This window comes from Massilia sp. NBRC 108631 (genome assembly GCF_059704565.1).
Map to the genome: position 1 here is coordinate 55,760 of NZ_BAAKJE010000213.1, position 16,087 is coordinate 71,846.

A 16,087-nucleotide genomic window follows, 5' to 3' on the forward strand; every position below is an offset into this window, starting at 1 on the left:
AAAAAAAGAGATAACGCAATGACCACTACCCGATGCAAATTGAAACCGTTGACGGCCTGCCTGCTGGCAGCGCTGGGCAGCGCATCCTGGCAGGCGAACGCGCAAACCACGGCGGCTGAACCGGCTGCCGTGATCGTGACCGGCTCGCGTATCCCGCGCGCCAGCCTGGAAGGACCGTCCGCCGTGACCGTCATCAGCGGCGAGGACATCACCCGGCAAGGCTACAAAAACGTCTTCGACGCCCTCAGCAATCAGGTGCAGAACAGCGGCTTCGTGCAAGGCGCCGACTTCGGCAACACCTTCACGCCGTCCGCCAACGCCCTCAGCCTGCGCGGCCTGGGCCCCAACCACACGCTGGTGCTGCTCAACGGGCGCCGCCTGGCCGACTTCCCGATCGCCTACGAAGGCACGGTCAACTTCACCAACCTGGCCAACATCCCCTCCTCCATCGTCGAACGCATCGAAATCCTGAACGGCGGCGCCTCGGCCATCTATGGATCGGACGCCATCGCCGGCGTGATCAACGTGGTACTGAAGAAAAAGAGCGACGGCTTCGACGTCAACCTGAAGGCCGGCAGCACCGAGCGCGGCGGCGGCGGCGACAAGCGCGTGCAGTTTAGCGGCGGCAGCAGCGGCGAGCGGCTCAATACCGTGTTCAGCCTGGAGCTGAGCAAGCGCGATCCCTTGTGGAGCAAACAGCGCGACTTCATGGCCAGCAAGGCCGGCACGCCCTCCACCGTGCTGGCGCGCAAGGACGTCAAGACCGGCAACTACCTCAGCCTGGGCGACGCCTGCGCCGCTTTGGGCGACCTGTTCGACGGCAGCACCATCACCTACACGGTGAAGAAAGGCAGCTACTGCGCCAGCCCGCAAGTGGGCCCGACCCACTGGACCGTGCAGACCGAAAACGTCAGCAAGAACGCCTTCGGCAGCGCCACCTATGCGCTGGCCGGCGACACCACGCTGTTTGCCGACGTGCTGGTGGGCCGCAACGGGAGCGAAAACAACACGCGCGGCCCGTCGTGGGCGGCCAACGCCACCGGCGTGTCCTACTTCGCCAACCAGCACACCGGCGCCTACGAGGCCTGGAACAAGTTCATCGCACCGGAAGAATACGGCGGCGTCTCGCGCTTCAACCGCAGCTGGGAAGACACGGCGGTGGCCACCACCCTGGGCCTGAAGGGCCGCCTGCCCGGCACGCAGTGGGACTACGAAGCCGCCTACAACGCCTCCTTCTACCAGAGCAAGAACCAGGTGCCGCGCGCGCTGGCCAATATCGACAGCTTCTTCCTCGGCCCCAAGCTGGGCGTGGATGCGGCCGGCGTGCCGATCTATGCGCCCGATCCGGCGCGCCTGGCCAGGCGGCTGACGCCGGCCGAGTTCGACAGCATCATCGGCGCCTCGCACAGCGACGACGAATCGTGGACCAACACGCTGAGCTTTACCGCCAACGGCGAACTGCTGCAGCTGCCGGCCGGCGCGGTCAAGCTCGCCACCGTGGCCGAAGCGGGCCGCCAGGGCTACACCAACACGCCGGACGCGGGCATCAACGCGGGCCTGTTCAACACTGCCGCGCGCTCGGACCCGAACGGCGGCACGCGCACCCGCTACGCGCTGGGCGTGGAGGCCAGCATCCCGCTGCTCAAGCAGCTCAGCTCCACCGTGGCGGGGCGTTACGACCGCTACAGCTTCGCCGGCCGCAACGAGGGCAAGTTCACCTACAACGGCGGGCTGGAGATCCGGCCCGCGCGCGACGTCCTGGTGCGCGGCAACTACGCCACCAGCTTCCGCGCGCCGGACATGAACTACATCTACAAGTCGCGCGGCACCGGCTACTACTCGTCCACCACCGACTACTACCGCTGCCAGCTGGCCGGCCAGAAGATCGAGGACTGCGACTACGCCAATGTGTCGCCGGGAGCCGACTACGTGCAGCTGGGCAGCAAGGACCTCAGTTCCGAGAAAGGCAAATCGTGGGGCGTGGGCGTGGTGTGGTCGCCCAGCGCCAGCTTCGACGCCTCGGCCGACTACTGGAACGTGAAGATCGACGACCTGGTGACCAACCTGAGCGCGGGCAAGCTGCTGCGCGACGAGGCGGCCTGCCGGCTGGGCGGCGCGGACATCAGCTCGCCCAGCTGCGTGGACACCATCAACCGCATCAAGCGCTATCCGCTGACGGCGCTGAACAAGCCGGGCGAGATCCAGGAAATCACGGTCAACCCGATCAACGCGGCGCACCAGAGCACCAGCGGCTTCGACCTGACGGCGCGCTACGCCTTGCGCGGCACGCGCTACGGCGACTTCGTGCTGCGCGGCAGCTACGCCAAGACGCTGACCAAGCGCTACAAGCAGTTCGAGGGGGACGAGGTGCAGGACGAGCTGCATGCACTGGACAACACCGACTGGCCGGACAAGCTGAACGCCAGCCTGGCCTGGACCATCCGCGACTGGACCAGCACGCTATCGGTGAACCGCTACGGCAAGCTGCCGAACGGCGCGCAGGACGGCTACCTGACGCCGACCGCGCTGGTGAATTTGAGCACCGTGTACCGCCTGAACAAGCGCACCACGCTGTCACTGATCGTCAACAACGTGTTCGACAAGATCAAGCACGACAGCACGGGCGGCTGGCCGAACTACCCGGTGGGCAGCTACAGCCCGGCCGGGCGCGCCGGCTGGGTGGAGCTAAACTACCACTTCGGTTCTTGACGTAAACAGCAGCTTAAGCGGCGGCGCCGAGCGGGTTGACGGCGCCGTCCGGCTCCACGGCGGCCGGCATGTCGCGGCCGTCGGCCAGCTGGGTCACCGGCGCGTCGATGTTCAGGTCGAACACCGCCATCGATTCCACGTGCGAGGTGTGCGGGAACATGTTCACCACGCCGGCCTTGTTCAGCACATAGCCGCACAGGTGCACCAGCACGCCGGCGTCGCGCGCCAGCGTGGACGGGCTGCACGAGACGTACACGATGCGCTTCGGCAGCAGCGCCGGGTTGGTCTTCTTCAGTTCCGCCAGCGCCAGCGACAGGGCCAGCGCGCCGTCGCGCGGCGGATCGATCAGCATGCGGTCGAACTTGCCGAGCGCGATCAGGTCTTCCTTGCTTACCTCGAACAGGTTGCGCGTCATGAAGCTGGTCTTTTGCGACACGCCGTTGACGACGGCGTTCGACAGCGCGCGCTCGGTCAGCGCGGTGCTGCCTTCGATGCCGACCACTTCGCGCGCCTGGGTGGCCAGCGGCAGGGTGAAGTTGCCCAGGCCGCAGAACAGGTCGGCCACGCGGTCCTGCGGCTGCACTTCCAGCAGACGCAGCGCCTTCGACACCAGCACGCGGTTGATGTGGTGGTTCACCTGCGTGAAGTCGACCGGCTTGAACGGCATGCGCACGTTGAACTCGGGCAGCAAATAATGCAGCTGCTTGTCCAGCGGGTAGAACGGATAGGCGGTGTCCGGGCCTTTCGGCTGCAGCCACCACTGGATCCGGTACTGGTCGGCGAAGGCCTTCACCTTGGCTTCGTCATCGGCCGTCAGCGCCTCCATATTGCGCAGCACCAGCACGGTCAGGTCTTCGCCGATGGCCAGCTCGATCTGCGGCACCTTGTCGAAGATGCTCAGCGAGCCGACCAGCGCGCGCAGCGGCATCATCATGTCCGACACGTGCGGCGGCAGGATCTGGCAGCTCTGGATGTCGGCAACGTAGGACGATTTCTTTTCGTGGAAGCCCACCAGCACCGTGTTCTTCTTGGCCACGTGGCGCACCGACAGGCGCGCGCGGTAGCGGTAGCCCCAGGTCGGGCCGTACATCGGGCGCATCACGTTGCCGGCCTTGACCTTGCTCAAGTGCCACAGGTTGTCCTCCAGCGTGCGCTGCTTGATGGCCACCTGCGCGCTCGGCTCCAGGTGCTGCATGGAGCAGCCGCCGCAATAGTCGAAGTGCACGCACTTGGGCTGGATGCGCATGGCCGACTCCTTGCGGATCTCGACCAGGCGGGCCGCTTCCCAGTTTTTCTTTTTCTTGAACGTTTCAAAGGTGACGCGCTCGCCCGGCAACGCGCCTTCCACAAATATCACCTTGCCCGGCGTACCGTCTTCGTTTTCAAGGTGGCCGACGCCGCGGGCGTCCATGTCGAGCGATTTGATGTCGATGATAGTGTCTTGCATAACGTTCAAGAGTATGGGGAAACGAAGCAAGGCTGCCGGGCGCGAGGCCGGCAGCCTTTCGGAAGGGCGTTATGATAGCAGATCGGCGGGTGAGCCTTGCCTGCCCCGCCCTACAACAGCGAGTCGCGCACCACGCCGCGCGCGGCCATCGCGCGTTTCAGCTTGACCAGCGCTTCCTGCTGGATCTGGCGCACCCGCTCGCGCGTGACGCCCATCTCCTCGGCCAGCGTTTCCAGCGTGGCAGGATCGTCGTTGTCCAGCCCGAAGCGGCGCATGATGACGATGCGCTGCTTGTCCGGCAGCTTGGTGAGCCAGTCGCGCACCAGCACCGTCATTTCGTGGTGCTCGGCGCGCGCGTCCGGCGCATCCTCGCTGTCGCCGGGCAGCATGTCCATCAGCGACGACTGCGGGTCGTTGTCGAGCGGCGCGTCGAGCGAGGTGGCGTGCTCGGACAGCGCCAGGATGTCCTGCACCTCCTCCACCGGCCGGCCCACCAGTTCGGCGATATCCTCGGCGGTGGCGTCCTTGCCGTTGTGGTGCTGCGCTTCCAGGTGGTATTTGCCGCGCAGGATCTGGTTCAGTTCCCGCACCATGTGCACCGGCAGGCGCACCGTGCGGGCCTGGTTCATGATGGCGCGCTCAATGCTCTGGCGTATCCACCAGGTGGCGTAGGTCGAGAAGCGGAAGCCGCGCTCCGGCTCGAACTTGTCGATGGCGCGCATCAGGCCGATGTTGCCCTCCTCGATCATGTCGAGCAGGACCACGCCGCGGTTGATGTAATGCTTGGCGATGGACACCACCAGCCGCAGATTGTGCTCGATCATGGTCTGGCGGGCGGAGAAGTCGCCGGCCTTGGCCAGGGTGGCGAAATGCACCTCCTGCGGCGCGGTCAGCAGCGGCCGGGTGCCGATCTGGTTCAGATAGTGCTGGGTGGTGTCGGTGGACAGTTCGGCGGCCAGCACCTTTTTCAGTTCATCGACGCTTTCCAGCACCGCGCCCACTTCCGGCGCGGCCGCGCCCTCGCCGCCTTCGCCCTCACCCTCGCCGTCGACAACTGCATCGTCGATCTGCTCGTCCGGAAAATCGTCCGGCAGGGCATCGTCATCCAGGCGGTCGTGCGGCGAGTGTGTCATGGTAGCTAGCGGTTAGGCAAAAACTTCGATGGATCGACCGGTTTGCCCTGCTGCCTGATTTCGAAGTGCAGCTTGACGGCGTCCGTGTCCGAATCCCCCATTTCTGCAATCATCTGGCCCTTGTTCACGCTCTGCCCTTCCTTTACCAGGATGGTCCGGTTGTGCGCATAGGCCGACAGCAGGCTATTACTGTGCTTCACAATAACGAGATTACCATATCCACGGATGCCGCTGCCGGCATACATCACTTTTCCTGCACCGGCGGCCATCACCTGTTGCCCGGCTTTCCCGGCGATGTCGATGCCCTTGTTCTTGCCTTCGTCGAAGGTGGCGATGACGCGGCCTTCGGACGGCCAGGCCCAGCTCAGTTCACGGTCCTCGGCGCTCAGCTGCACGGCGGCGGCGGCGGGCGCCGCAGGCGCGGCCGCCGGGGCGGCGGCCTGGGCCGGACGCTCGCTGCGCGCCGGCGGCGGCTTGACCGCGCCGTTGACGGCGCCGCCCTCGTCGCCGCGCTGCAGCTCGGCCAGCGCCCCCTCGCTCCACGGCCTCTTCTCGCCGCGCGGGCCAGTCTTCTTGGGCACCGGCTCGGGTTTCACTTCGGTGGTGCCCGGCTGGGGCACGGCCACGGTCTGCACGCCGCCCACCGATTCGGGCGGCTGCACGCGCAGCACCTGGTCCACCTTGATGTCGTTCGGGTTGGTCAGGTTGTTCCAGGTCACCAGGTCGCGGTAATTCTGGCCATGGTCGAGCGCGATGCGGATCAGGGTGTCGCCTTTTTTCACGGTATACAGGCCGCGCTCCTCGCGCTCCTTCTGCGCGTCTTCGCTGGGCGAAGGCGGCCTGGCGGGCGGCGACGTCACCATGGGCGTGGTGCGGTCGATCACGGGCGCCTGGTTCGGCACGGTGGTACAGGCGCTCAGCACGCACAGGGAAATGCTCAGCAGTAACAGGGAACTCTTATTCGTCATACTCATCTTAGTTTGTCTTCTTCAGCCGGACCTTACACGGTTCCGGAGCGCAGGGGCACGAAATGGCAGTCTTCCAGCGTCTGGCTGGTCCATTCGGCCTTGCCCAGCCGCGTCACCAGCTCCAGGTGCTGGGCGCGGGCGCCCACCGGGGCGACCAGGCGGCCGCCGATGGCGAGCTGTTCAAGCAGCGCTTGCGGCACTTCCAGGCCGGCTGCGGCCAGGATAATACCGTCGAACGGGGCGGCCTGAGGCAGCCCTAGCATACCATCTCCGTAATGCAAGCGTAGATTCGGTAGCCGCAGCGGCCGCAAATTGCCCTTGGCAAGCTCGTGCAGCGGCTTGATGCGCTCGATGGAAAACACCTCCTGCGCCAGGCAGGACAACACCGCCGCCTGGTAACCGCAGCCGGTGCCGATCTCCAGCACGCGCTTGAGCTGGCCGCCGTTGCGCATCACCTCGATCATGCGCGCCACGATGTAGGGCTGGGAGATGGTCTGGTGGTGGCCGATCGGCAGGGAAGCGTCGATATAGGCTTGCGCAGCGAGCGCCTCGTCCATGAACATATGGCGCGGCACCGCTTCCAGCGCGCCCAGCACCACCGGGTCCTTCACGCCCTGCTTGGCCACGCGCGCCACCATGGCGCGCCGCACCGCGTCCGACACCAGCGGATTCTGGCGCGGCGCGGCGGCCGGCGCGGCCTGCGCGCGCTCCAGCGCATAGGTGTGCGAGCGCGACGGCATGGCCGTGGGCGCACTGCCCGGGCGCACCGGCGTCCCCGGCACCGCCCCTACCCGCACGCCCGGATGCGTGCCGCCCAGCGCTGCGTTGCGGGCGGCGTTCTGCGTGGCCGTCTGCGGCGTGGCCACAGGCGAGAACACGGCGGGCTTTTTCTGCGCCTTGTCCACGACAGAGGACAGCGGCAGCGGGAAGGTGCGGTGTTTATCGGTCATGCCAGGCCCTTTGCCAGCGTCTCGAGTTGGGTACGGTGCGTCAGGTCCACCTGCAGCGGCGTCAGCGACACCTGGCCGTGGGACACCGCGTGGAAATCGGTGCCCGCGCCGGCGTCCTTGCAGGCGCCGGGCGGGCCGATCCAGAAAATTTCGCGGCCGCGCGGATCCTGCGAGCGGATCACCGGTTCGGCCTGGTGACGCCGGCCCAGCCGGGTTGCCGTGAATGGCCCCATGTCGGCATACGGCCGGTTCGGGATATTGACGTTGAGCAAGTACGGCTTGGCCAGCGCATCGACATAGCGCTGCACGATGTCGCGCGCCACTTTGGCCGCGTCCTCGATGTGTTCCCAGCCGTAGGCGCCCTGCGAAAAGGCGATGGCGGGAATACCGAACAGATAACCCTCGGTGGCGGCCGCCACGGTGCCGGAGTACAGGGTGTCGTCGCCCATATTGGGGCCGTTGTTGATGCCGGACACCACCAGGTCGGGCTGTTCGGCCAGCATGCCGGTCAGCGCGATGTGGACGCAGTCGGTCGGCGTTCCGTTGACAAAATAGAATCCATTGGCCGCCTGCTGCACCGACAGCGGCCGGTCCAGCGACAGCGAATTGGAGGCGCCGGAGCGGTTGCCTTCGGGCGCGACGACCACGATGTCCGCTATGGGCGCGAGCGCTTCCGCCAGGGCGTTGATGCCGGGCGCCAGATAGCCATCGTCATTACTAATTAGGATACGCATGGCTGGGATTTTACCCGAAGCAACGGCACGCCAGCACATGCCGGCGGCCGCCCGGGTCAAATTTAGTGCCCCTGCCGCGACGCCGGGCGGCGCTCCCGCGCGCGGTCCGCAGGCCGCGCCGGTCCGCTAGCCGCGCGGCGCGGAGGACGCCTCCGGCAGCGGCTCGCCGCAGGGCGCGTCGGCGCGCTGCAGCAAGTAAGGCTCCGCATGGCAGGCCTGCACTTGCTGCTCCACGCCGGGCGTGCGAACTGCCGGGTCCGCCGCCGGCCCGGCGGCCAGCTCGGCCGGCATGGCGGCCGGCCGCGCCGCGCCGCGCCGGCGGACCTGGGCCGGCGCCAGCGGCGGCGACCCGTAGTGCGCCGCCTCCTGCTGCGCGCCGCGCTGGCCGGGCAAGCCCGGCTGCGCCAGCGGTCCACGCTGGCCGGCCGCGCACGCCTGCTGTCCGCTGCCCTCCATTTTGGCCAGGGTCTGGCCCAGCGCCGCCGCCACGCGCAGCGTGTCTTCGTGCTCGGCGCCCAGCAGCCGCGCGCGCACCGCCAGCACCTGCTCCTGCGCCTGCCGCGCCAGTTCCAGCTCGCCCGACAAATAATGCATGCCGGCCCGCGCCGCCAGGCTGGCCAGGGTCAGCACATGCTCCGGTCCCAGCAGCCGCATCTGGATCTGCAGCACTTCTTCCTGCCGGTCCAGCGCGGCCTCGAAATAGCCCTGCCGCGCCAGCGCGCCGGCCTGCGCCGAGCACGCCTCCAGCACGTCCGGATGCTCGCCGCCCAGCAGCCGCGTGCGCGTTTCAACCACGCAGCGCAGCAGCATGCGCGCCTGGTCCAGCTCGCCTTCCAGCAACAGCACGCGCGCCAGTTGCGCCTTGACGGCAGCCGTCTCCAGATGCGCCTCCCCCACCACCTTCACATGCAGCGCCAGGCTCTCGCGCAGGGCCAGCACGGCGGCGGCGCTGCGGCCCTCGTCCGCGTACAGCAGGCCCAGCCGGAACAGGTCGCGCGCCAGCGTCATGCTGTAAGCGCTGCCGCCCTCCAGGGCCCGGCGCGACTGCGCCACCGCCGCCAGCAGCGGTATCTCGCGCCGCGAGTGCCAGGGCGGATGGCCGCCGGCCAGCCAGCCCAGCAGCGCCTCGTACGAGCGCGTGACGGAATAGCGGTCGGCCAGCGGCTCGCCGCGCACCGCCAGGCGCTCGCCGCGCGCCAGGCTGCGCGACTGCGGCAGCTGCACCTCGTCGAAGTAGCTTTCCAGCGACAGTTGCTGCAAACCGTAGGCCTCGCCCAGCGCCTGCTCGAACACCGGCTGGTAGCCCGGCAAGCCGGTGGCCGGGTCGCCGCGCCGGCACAGGGCGCGCTGCGCGCTGTTTTCCATGTCGGTGCGGGTCGGCAAGGGGTAGATCAGCAGCGGACGCTGCTCGTCCTCGTGGCTGCGGCGGTAGGTGGTGGCGCGCTGCACCAGTGCCTGCAGCCCGTCCAGGCTCTGGCGGTTCGCTTCGAACAGCAACACCAGCCGGGTCGGCAGCAAGGTGGTGCAAATACCGCTGATGTCGTTGCGGCCGCTGCGCGCATCCACCAGCACGTGGCGGAACTGGCGCGCCAGCATGTCCGCGAAGCTGCGGAACAGGGCCGGGCACAGGTGGAACAGCGCCTCCCAGTTGAACGCGGCCACGCGCTCGGCGTAGCCGGCATCGAGGCAGCCGGCGCGCATCAGGTACAGCGGGCGGCTCTGGTCCACCCGCACCACGTAGCGCTCCCAGCCCACCGCGTCGAGCACCTGCCTGGCCAGCGCCGCGTCGTCCAGCGCGGCGCCGCGGCGGCTGCGGCGCTGCAGCTGGTCGCGGCAGGCGGTAAACAGTTCCAGCACTCCCGGCCCGTCCGCCGCCGGTGCGACATACTGGTGCAGGCCGGGAGCGTCCAGGTCCCAGTCCACCATCAGCACCGGCACCGTGGCCTGGCTGCGCCCGGCCAGCAACATGGCCAGGTTGGCCACCGCCATGCTGCGGCCGGCGCCGCCCTTATGCGAGTGAAAGGTAATGACGTCGCCGGGCGTGGCCAGCGGCAGCAGCAGGTGCGGAAGTTCCATGGTTCACCTTAGCGGGGAAAGTGGGGCGGCGGAGTGGCGCGCCACTCCTCGGGGATGGGCGGCAGCACGAAGCGGCTGCAATCATGGCCGGGCGGGATGCTGGACTTCAGGTAATGGTAGTGGGCGGCGATGCGCTGGACGATTTTTTCGATGTCGGGCAGGAAGTCGGGATTGGTCTTCAGGTCGCCGCTGGCCAGCGTGTAGCGCGAAAAGTCCACATACATGCCGGGGTCCGTGATCTGCGGCGGCAGGCTGAATGGGTGGCGCGTCATGATCACGGGGATGATCAGGTGGCTGGGCAGCGGATACCACAGGCGGCGCTCGCTCTCGATCTGCTGCATGGCGGCGAACTCGCGCCGGGTATAGCCGTGCGCCTCGTACTTGGGTGTATAAATGACGATCATGCACACGCTTTCGCACAGCGCGGTGGCGATGCGCCGGTCCAGGTCGTCTCCGCCGCCGAGTTGCTCGGTGTCGATGAACAGTTCGCTTTCGTTGTCAAAATGCGGCTCCAGGTAGCACTTGAGGGCCTCGGCCAGATCGTTCTTGAAGCGGATCATATGGGGGTGACGCCCGTGCGCGTAACTGAAGAAACAGCCGTAGCGGATAGTCGACATGGCAGCCTCCTGCTTGCTCATTGAATCCACTGTAGCGCGCTGGCCGCACCGCGCTTTGCGAAAACGCAAACGCGCATCCCGCCGTGTCAGCTCCGGGTAAGCAAGCGCGCGGCGGCAAAGTAAGCGCCACGGCCGCGCGGAACCGGCGTAGAATAAAACGACCGTACTATTTAATAACGATTACACACTGGAGACCGCATGAAAGCCATCGTATGCAAAGCCTGGGGCCTGCCCGACACCCTGGTTGTGGAAGCGTTGCCGGACCCGCAAGCGGCGCCAGGCCACGTGGTGCTGGACGTGCAAGCGGCCGGCGTCAACTTCCCGGACGTGCTCATCATCCAGGGCAAGTACCAGTACAAGCCGGCCCTGCCCTTCACGCCCGGCAACGAAGTGTCGGGCGTGGTGCGCGCGGTGGGCGAAGGCGTGAGCGGCTACCGGGTGGGCGACAAGGTGATTGCGTTCGCGGCGCACGGTGCCTTCGCCGAGCAGCTGGCGGTGCCGGCGCAGGCCTTGATGCCGATGCCGCCCGGCATGGACTTCGACACGGCGGCGGCCATCACCCTCACCTACGGCACCTCGCACCACGCGGTGGTGGACCGCGCCGCGCTGCGGGCGGGCGAAACCATGCTGGTGCTGGGCGCGGCCGGCGGCGTGGGGCTGGCGGCGATCGAGATTGGCAAGGCGCTGGGCGCGCGCGTGATCGCGGCCGCCTCCACGGACGACAAGCTGGCCGTGTGCAAGGCGCACGGCGCCGACGCGCTGATCAACTACAGCAAGGAAGACTTGCGCGAGGCAGTCAAGGCGGCCACCGGCGGCAAGGGGCCGGACGTGGTGTACGACCCGGTGGGCGGCGACTACGCCGAGGCCGCGTTCCGCTCCATCGCCTGGCGCGGGCGCTACCTGGTGGTGGGCTTCGCCAACGGCGAAATCCCCAAGCTGCCGCTCAACCTGGCGCTGCTGAAAGGGGCGTCGCTGGTGGGCGTGTTCTGGGGCGAGTTCGCCAAGCGCGAGCCGCAGGCCAACCTGGCCGGCATGATGCAGCTGCTGGGCTGGCTGGCCGAAGGCAAGATCAAGCCCCACATCTCGGCCCGCTACGCGCTGGCCGACACGGCGCAGGCGCTGAACGACATGGCCGCCCGCAAAGTCACCGGCAAGGTCGTCATCAATCCCCAGGCCTGACCAGCCTGAGCCGCACACCCCAAAATCGGGGTCAGACCCCGATTGAGGCTGCGTGCGGCAGAGGCTGCTTGTAAGCATCGCGGCAACTGGGAAGGAATTGACTGACGCCGATTGCGGACAAGGCTGATTGCAAGCGCACGGTGTGCCATGCCGCATCGAATCCGCCATCCTGGACGCCGCGCTTCGCTGCCTGCCGGCCTGAGCCGCAATCCCGTCCATTCGGGGTCTGACCCCGAATGAGGGAAAATGCGGCTCAGGTGGCTTGCGGGGTTGGCGGGAGGGATGTCAGGAGGGGCTGGCTTGGGCGTCGGCGGGCGGGACGCCTTTGAAGAAGTCGATCACGACTTGGGCTTCGCGGGTGCGCTTGAAGGGGGGCAGACTTTGCCAGACGCGGCGGCCGTAGGGCTTGGTGATCACGCGCGGGTCGCACAGCATCAGCACGCCGCGGTCGCCTTCGTCGCGGATCAGGCGGCCGGCGCCCTGCTTGAGGTTGATGATCGCTTCCGGCAGCGTGTGGTGCATGAAGCCGTTCAGCCCCTGCTTTTCCATCACTTCGATGCGCGCGGCCAGCACCGGGTCGTCCGGCGGGGCGAACGGCATCTTGTCGATAATCACCAGCGACAGCGCTTCGCCGCGCACGTCCACCCCTTCCCAGAAACTCTGGCTGCCGATCAGCACGCCGTTGCCGGATTTGCGGAACTGGTCCAGCAGCTCGGTGCGGCCCTTGTCGCCCTGCACGAACAGCGGATACGGCAGGCCGCGCTGCTCGAATTCGCCGCGCAGCCGTTCGGCGGCGCGCTTGACGGCGCGCAAGGTGGTGCACAGCAGGAAGGCCCGCCCCTGCGACGCTTCGATGATCGGCAGCGCCGCGTCCAGCACGGCGTCGGTGTAGCCCATGGAATTTGGGTCCGGCAAGCCCTGCGGCACGTACAGGATGCCCTGCTGCTCGTAGTTGAACGGGCTGGGCCAGGTGCGGGCCGGCTCGCCGGTCAGCCCCATCTGCTCGGCGAAGTGCTTGAAGTCGTTCTTCACGGCCAGCGTGGCCGAGGTGAAGATCCAGCTGCGCGGCACGCCTTCGCGCTGGCCGTTGAAGATGGGCGCGATGGACAGCGGCGTCTTGTGCAGCTGTAGCGAACTGGTGTAGGCCTCCACCCAGTAGACCGCTTCCTCGCCCTTGTCCACCTTGGCCTTGGGATCGAATTTCCAGTCGCGCAGCGCGGTCATCAGCTCGATGCCGCGCATGCGGCACTGGTCCAGCGTCTCGGCCCGCTCGCCCTGCTTTTCCAGCACGGCCAGCATGCCGTCCAGCTCGTCCTTCAGGGTTTCCAGCGCCGGGAAGAAGCCGCTCGACGGGGCGATCTGCGGCAGCGACAGGCGCACGATATCCTGCGGGAAGGTCAGGCGCAGGTCGCGCGCGGCCTTCTCCACCACCGTCACCACCTTGCCCCAGTCGGCGCCGTCGCGCGCGTGCGCCAGGCCTTCTGCCAGCACGTCGCGGCACAGCTCCAGCACCTGCGAAGTGGAAAACGTGTCGCCGAAGAACAGGGTGGCGGTGTCGGGCAGCTGGTGCGCCTCGTCGAAGATGATGGTGTTGGCCGACGGCAGCAGTTCGGCCACGCCGGTGTCCTTCAGCGCCACGTCGGCGAAGAACAGGTGGTGGTTGACCACCACCACGTCGGCCTGCTGCGCTTCCTTGCGCGCCTTCATCACGAAGCAGTCCTGGTAGTACTGGCACTCGGCGCCCATGCAGTTGTCGCGGGTCGAGGTGACCAGGTTCCAGATGGTGGCGTTTTCCGGCACCCGCGCCAGCTCGGCCTTGTCGCCGGACGTCGTCATTTTCAGGAAGCGCGAGATCTCGCGCAGATAGCCGACATCCTCGCGCGAGGTCATGCGGCCGTTCTGCAGCGTGCGTTCCAGGTGGTAGTGGCACAGGTAGTTGCCGCGCCCCTTGAGCAGCGCCACCGACACCGGCGCCTGCAAGGCCGCGCGCACGGTGGGGATGTCGCGCAGGAACAGCTGGTCCTGCAGGTTCTTGGTGCCGGTCGAGACGATGGTCTTGCCGCCCCACATCAGCGCCGGCACCAGGTAGGCGAAGGTCTTGCCGGTGCCGGTGCCGGCCTCGGCCATCAAGGTGCTGCGCCCGTCGATGGCGGCCGCGATGGCCTTCGCCATCTCGGTTTGCGAACGGCGCGGCCGGAAGCCGCCCACTGCCGGGCTGAGCGGTCCGCCGGGACCGAACAGGCGGTCGATCTCGGCGTCGTGCTTGCCGGGTTCGGCGTGCTGGTCGGTGGCGGGCGGGGCGCCGGGCGCGGATGCGTCAGCCGTGAGTCGGGGATCGGTCAAAATAAGCTAAGATGGGGCTGCCGCACGCGATACAGTGCGGTTCAGGCGGGTACGTCGGGCACCAATTGCATTTTCAGCAAGGTGATGTAGTCTTTGAGCTGCAGCTTGCGTTTCTTCAGGCGGCGCAACTGGAGCTGGTCGTGGTGGCCGTCCAGGGTCAGCATGTCGATGACCGCGTCCAGGTCGCGGTGTTCCACGTCGAGCTCGATAATGCGGCGCTTGATTTCTTCTACGTCTGTCATAGGGTACAGGATCTCGGTTCTGCTCAGTTCTGTTATATTTCCCAACAGTTTCGCCTGGTCAACAACCCTACGCTTGCAACAAAACTGCTTACCGGTGCATAGTTTAACTCAGCGCACAGATGCAGGCTAGCCAGTCCATATGAGCAATTACAAAATCGAAGCCGGTACCGCCCAGCATCTGGGCAACCGGCCGCAACAGAATGACCGCGCCGCGCTCTACACGGCGCCGAGGGCACCGGGCTACGTGATGGCGGTGCTGGCCGACGGCATGGGCAGCGGGGCCACGGCGCCCGAGCAGGTGCTGCACACCAGCAAACAGCTGTTCGACGACTACCGCGCCGGCGACACGGCCAACCTGGGCCGCCTACAGGAACTGCTGCGCAGCATTGCGCAGGAGACCCACGAAGTGCTGGCCATGAATCCGCTGGGCGCCAGCGGCGAGCCGCAAACCACGCTGGTGCTGCTGGTGCTCACGCCGCAGGGCCAGGCCGTGTGGGCCCACGTGGGCGACTCGCGCCTGTACCGCTTCGCCGGCGCGCAGTGCGCCGAGCGCAGCGGCGACGCGGCCTATATCGAGCACCTGGTAAACGTCGACCGGCTGCCGCCCGAGGCGGCCAAGAAACACCGCAGCGCGCGCCTGCTGGTCAACGTGCTGGGCAACCGGCAGAAGGCGCCGTTTGTCACGCTGGGCGTGTACGAGGGGCTGCAGCCGGGCGATGCCTTCCTGCTGTGCTCGGACGGGCTGTGGCAGTACTTCACCGAGACGGAAATGGCCACCGTGGTGGCGCGCGGCACGCCGCGCAAGGCCGCGGAAATGCTGATCAACAAGGCCATCGAACGCGCCAAGGGCCAGGGCGACAACTGCAGCATGGCCATCATCAAGCTGGTGGCGCCGCCCACCGAGGCGCCCTCGTATACCGTGCAGAAGATGGGCAAGGCGGTTTAAAGCCGGCCTGGCGTGGCCGCTTACCTGGCTTTGGCGGCCTTGGCCGCAGCCGCCTCGGCATCCTTGGCGGCCTGGGCGGCCGCATCGGCCTCGCGCTTGCGGGCTTTTTCCGCCTTGGCGGCCTTCTTGGCCGCAACCTCGGCCTGGCGTTTCTCGGATTCGGCCTTTTTCTTCTCGAACGCGGCCACGCTGGCGGCGCGTTTCGGCGCCTCGGCCGCGTCCCTGGCCGCCTGCGCCTTCAGCTTGGCGTCGTGCCCGGCCTGGCGCTGCTCCTGGCTGGGGCCCGGCTTGGCGGCCGGCTTGGCCGGCTCGCGCTCGGCCGGCGGCGCGGGCGGGTTGGCGAGCCGGCCGGCCAGTTCTTCCTGGTCCTTCTTCATGCGTTCGGCCAGCTCGGCGTCGCGCTTGTCCACGGCGGCCTTGCGCTTGTACTGGTTGGCCTCCACTTCGACCGCGCGCAGCCCGGCCAGCGCCACGCGGCGCTTTTCCTTGACCGCATCCAGGCAGTAATTGACGAAGAACTTGGCGTTGCAGACCTGCTCGGCGGCGTCGTATTCGGCCTGCACGGCGGCACGGCCCTTGGCCACCTCGGCCAGGCGCGCGTCGGCCTGCTCGACCGAGTGCGACTGCGGGACGGCCGGTTCGCCCAGCGGCGCCTGCCCGATTTTCTGGGCCTGTGCCGGCAGCGCCGCCGCCAGGGCGGCGCTTGCGAGCAGCGCCGCCAGATTGAAGTACTTTGCCATGTT

The 16,087-nt window shown here is 67.5% G+C and carries 13 protein-coding genes; 3 read left to right on the forward strand and 10 right to left on the reverse strand.

Annotated elements, in window-relative coordinates; genetic code table 11:
- The first annotated feature begins 18 nt into the window (after positions 1-18).
- Positions 19-2,709, forward strand: a complete 2,691-nt coding sequence (locus AC6H42_RS23110; RefSeq protein WP_497549038.1) for a TonB-dependent receptor plug domain-containing protein — start codon at positions 19-21, stop codon at positions 2,707-2,709.
- A 13-nt stretch (positions 2,710-2,722) separates the two neighbouring features.
- On the opposite strand, the gene rlmD is transcribed toward AC6H42_RS23110, so the two are convergent.
- The 7 genes from rlmD to AC6H42_RS23145 all read right to left on the reverse strand — a co-directional run bounded on the left by rlmD (position 2,723) and on the right by AC6H42_RS23145 (position 10,634).
- Entirely contained in the window at positions 2,723-4,156 is a 1,434-nt protein-coding gene (rlmD, locus tag AC6H42_RS23115; RefSeq protein ID WP_082551870.1) for a 23S rRNA (uracil(1939)-C(5))-methyltransferase RlmD, read from the reverse strand.
- A gap of 110 nt (positions 4,157-4,266) precedes the next feature.
- Positions 4,267-5,289, reverse strand: a complete 1,023-nt coding sequence (gene rpoS, locus AC6H42_RS23120) for an RNA polymerase sigma factor RpoS (protein WP_057155955.1) — start codon at positions 5,287-5,289, stop codon at positions 4,267-4,269.
- 5 nt (positions 5,290-5,294) lie between these two features.
- Positions 5,295-6,257, reverse strand: coding sequence for a peptidoglycan DD-metalloendopeptidase family protein (locus AC6H42_RS23125; protein WP_057155956.1), 963 nt, complete (start codon positions 6,255-6,257; stop codon positions 5,295-5,297).
- A 32-nt stretch (positions 6,258-6,289) separates the two neighbouring features.
- Positions 6,290-7,207: a protein-L-isoaspartate(D-aspartate) O-methyltransferase gene (locus AC6H42_RS23130; RefSeq protein ID WP_057155957.1), complete on the reverse strand. Its 918-nt coding sequence runs from the start codon at positions 7,205-7,207 to the stop codon at positions 6,290-6,292.
- Positions 7,204-7,941 carry a 5'/3'-nucleotidase SurE gene (surE, locus tag AC6H42_RS23135; RefSeq protein ID WP_497549039.1) on the reverse strand — a complete coding sequence of 246 codons (738 nt, stop codon included), beginning with the start codon at positions 7,939-7,941 and terminating at the stop codon, positions 7,204-7,206. The genes AC6H42_RS23130 and surE overlap by 4 nt, the downstream gene beginning before the upstream one ends.
- Before the next feature lie 126 nt (positions 7,942-8,067).
- A complete protein-coding gene (locus AC6H42_RS23140; protein ID WP_497549040.1) occupies positions 8,068-10,017 on the reverse strand; it encodes a KGGVGR-motif variant AAA ATPase in 1,950 nt (649 codons plus the stop codon).
- Positions 10,018-10,025: 8 nt separating this feature from the next.
- A complete protein-coding gene (locus tag AC6H42_RS23145) occupies positions 10,026-10,634 on the reverse strand; it encodes a toll/interleukin-1 receptor domain-containing protein (protein ID WP_497549041.1) in 609 nt (202 codons plus the stop codon).
- Positions 10,635-10,832: 198 nt separating this feature from the next.
- Between AC6H42_RS23145 and AC6H42_RS23150 the strand changes: the two genes are divergently transcribed.
- Positions 10,833-11,813: an NADPH:quinone oxidoreductase family protein gene (locus AC6H42_RS23150; RefSeq protein WP_057155960.1), complete on the forward strand. Its 981-nt coding sequence runs from the start codon at positions 10,833-10,835 to the stop codon at positions 11,811-11,813.
- Positions 11,814-12,098: 285 nt separating this feature from the next.
- Here the strand turns inward: AC6H42_RS23150 and yoaA are convergent, their stop codons facing one another.
- Together yoaA and AC6H42_RS23160 are read right to left on the reverse strand one after the other, a co-directional pair.
- Positions 12,099-14,156: a DNA repair helicase YoaA gene (gene yoaA, locus AC6H42_RS23155; RefSeq protein ID WP_057155961.1), complete on the reverse strand. Its 2,058-nt coding sequence runs from the start codon at positions 14,154-14,156 to the stop codon at positions 12,099-12,101.
- A 41-nt stretch (positions 14,157-14,197) separates the two neighbouring features.
- Positions 14,198-14,398 (reverse strand): YdcH family protein, encoded by a 201-nt coding sequence (locus AC6H42_RS23160; RefSeq protein ID WP_056394845.1) that lies wholly within the window; start codon positions 14,396-14,398, stop codon positions 14,198-14,200.
- A gap of 139 nt (positions 14,399-14,537) precedes the next feature.
- Between AC6H42_RS23160 and AC6H42_RS23165 the strand changes: the two genes are divergently transcribed.
- On the forward strand, positions 14,538-15,344 hold the full coding sequence (locus AC6H42_RS23165) for a PP2C family protein-serine/threonine phosphatase (RefSeq protein ID WP_057155962.1): 807 nt from the start codon (positions 14,538-14,540) through the stop codon (positions 15,342-15,344).
- Positions 15,345-15,364: 20 nt separating this feature from the next.
- On the opposite strand, the gene AC6H42_RS23170 is transcribed toward AC6H42_RS23165, so the two are convergent.
- Positions 15,365-16,084, reverse strand: a complete 720-nt coding sequence (locus tag AC6H42_RS23170; protein WP_082551888.1) for a hypothetical protein — start codon at positions 16,082-16,084, stop codon at positions 15,365-15,367.
- Positions 16,085-16,087: the final 3 nt, after the last annotated feature.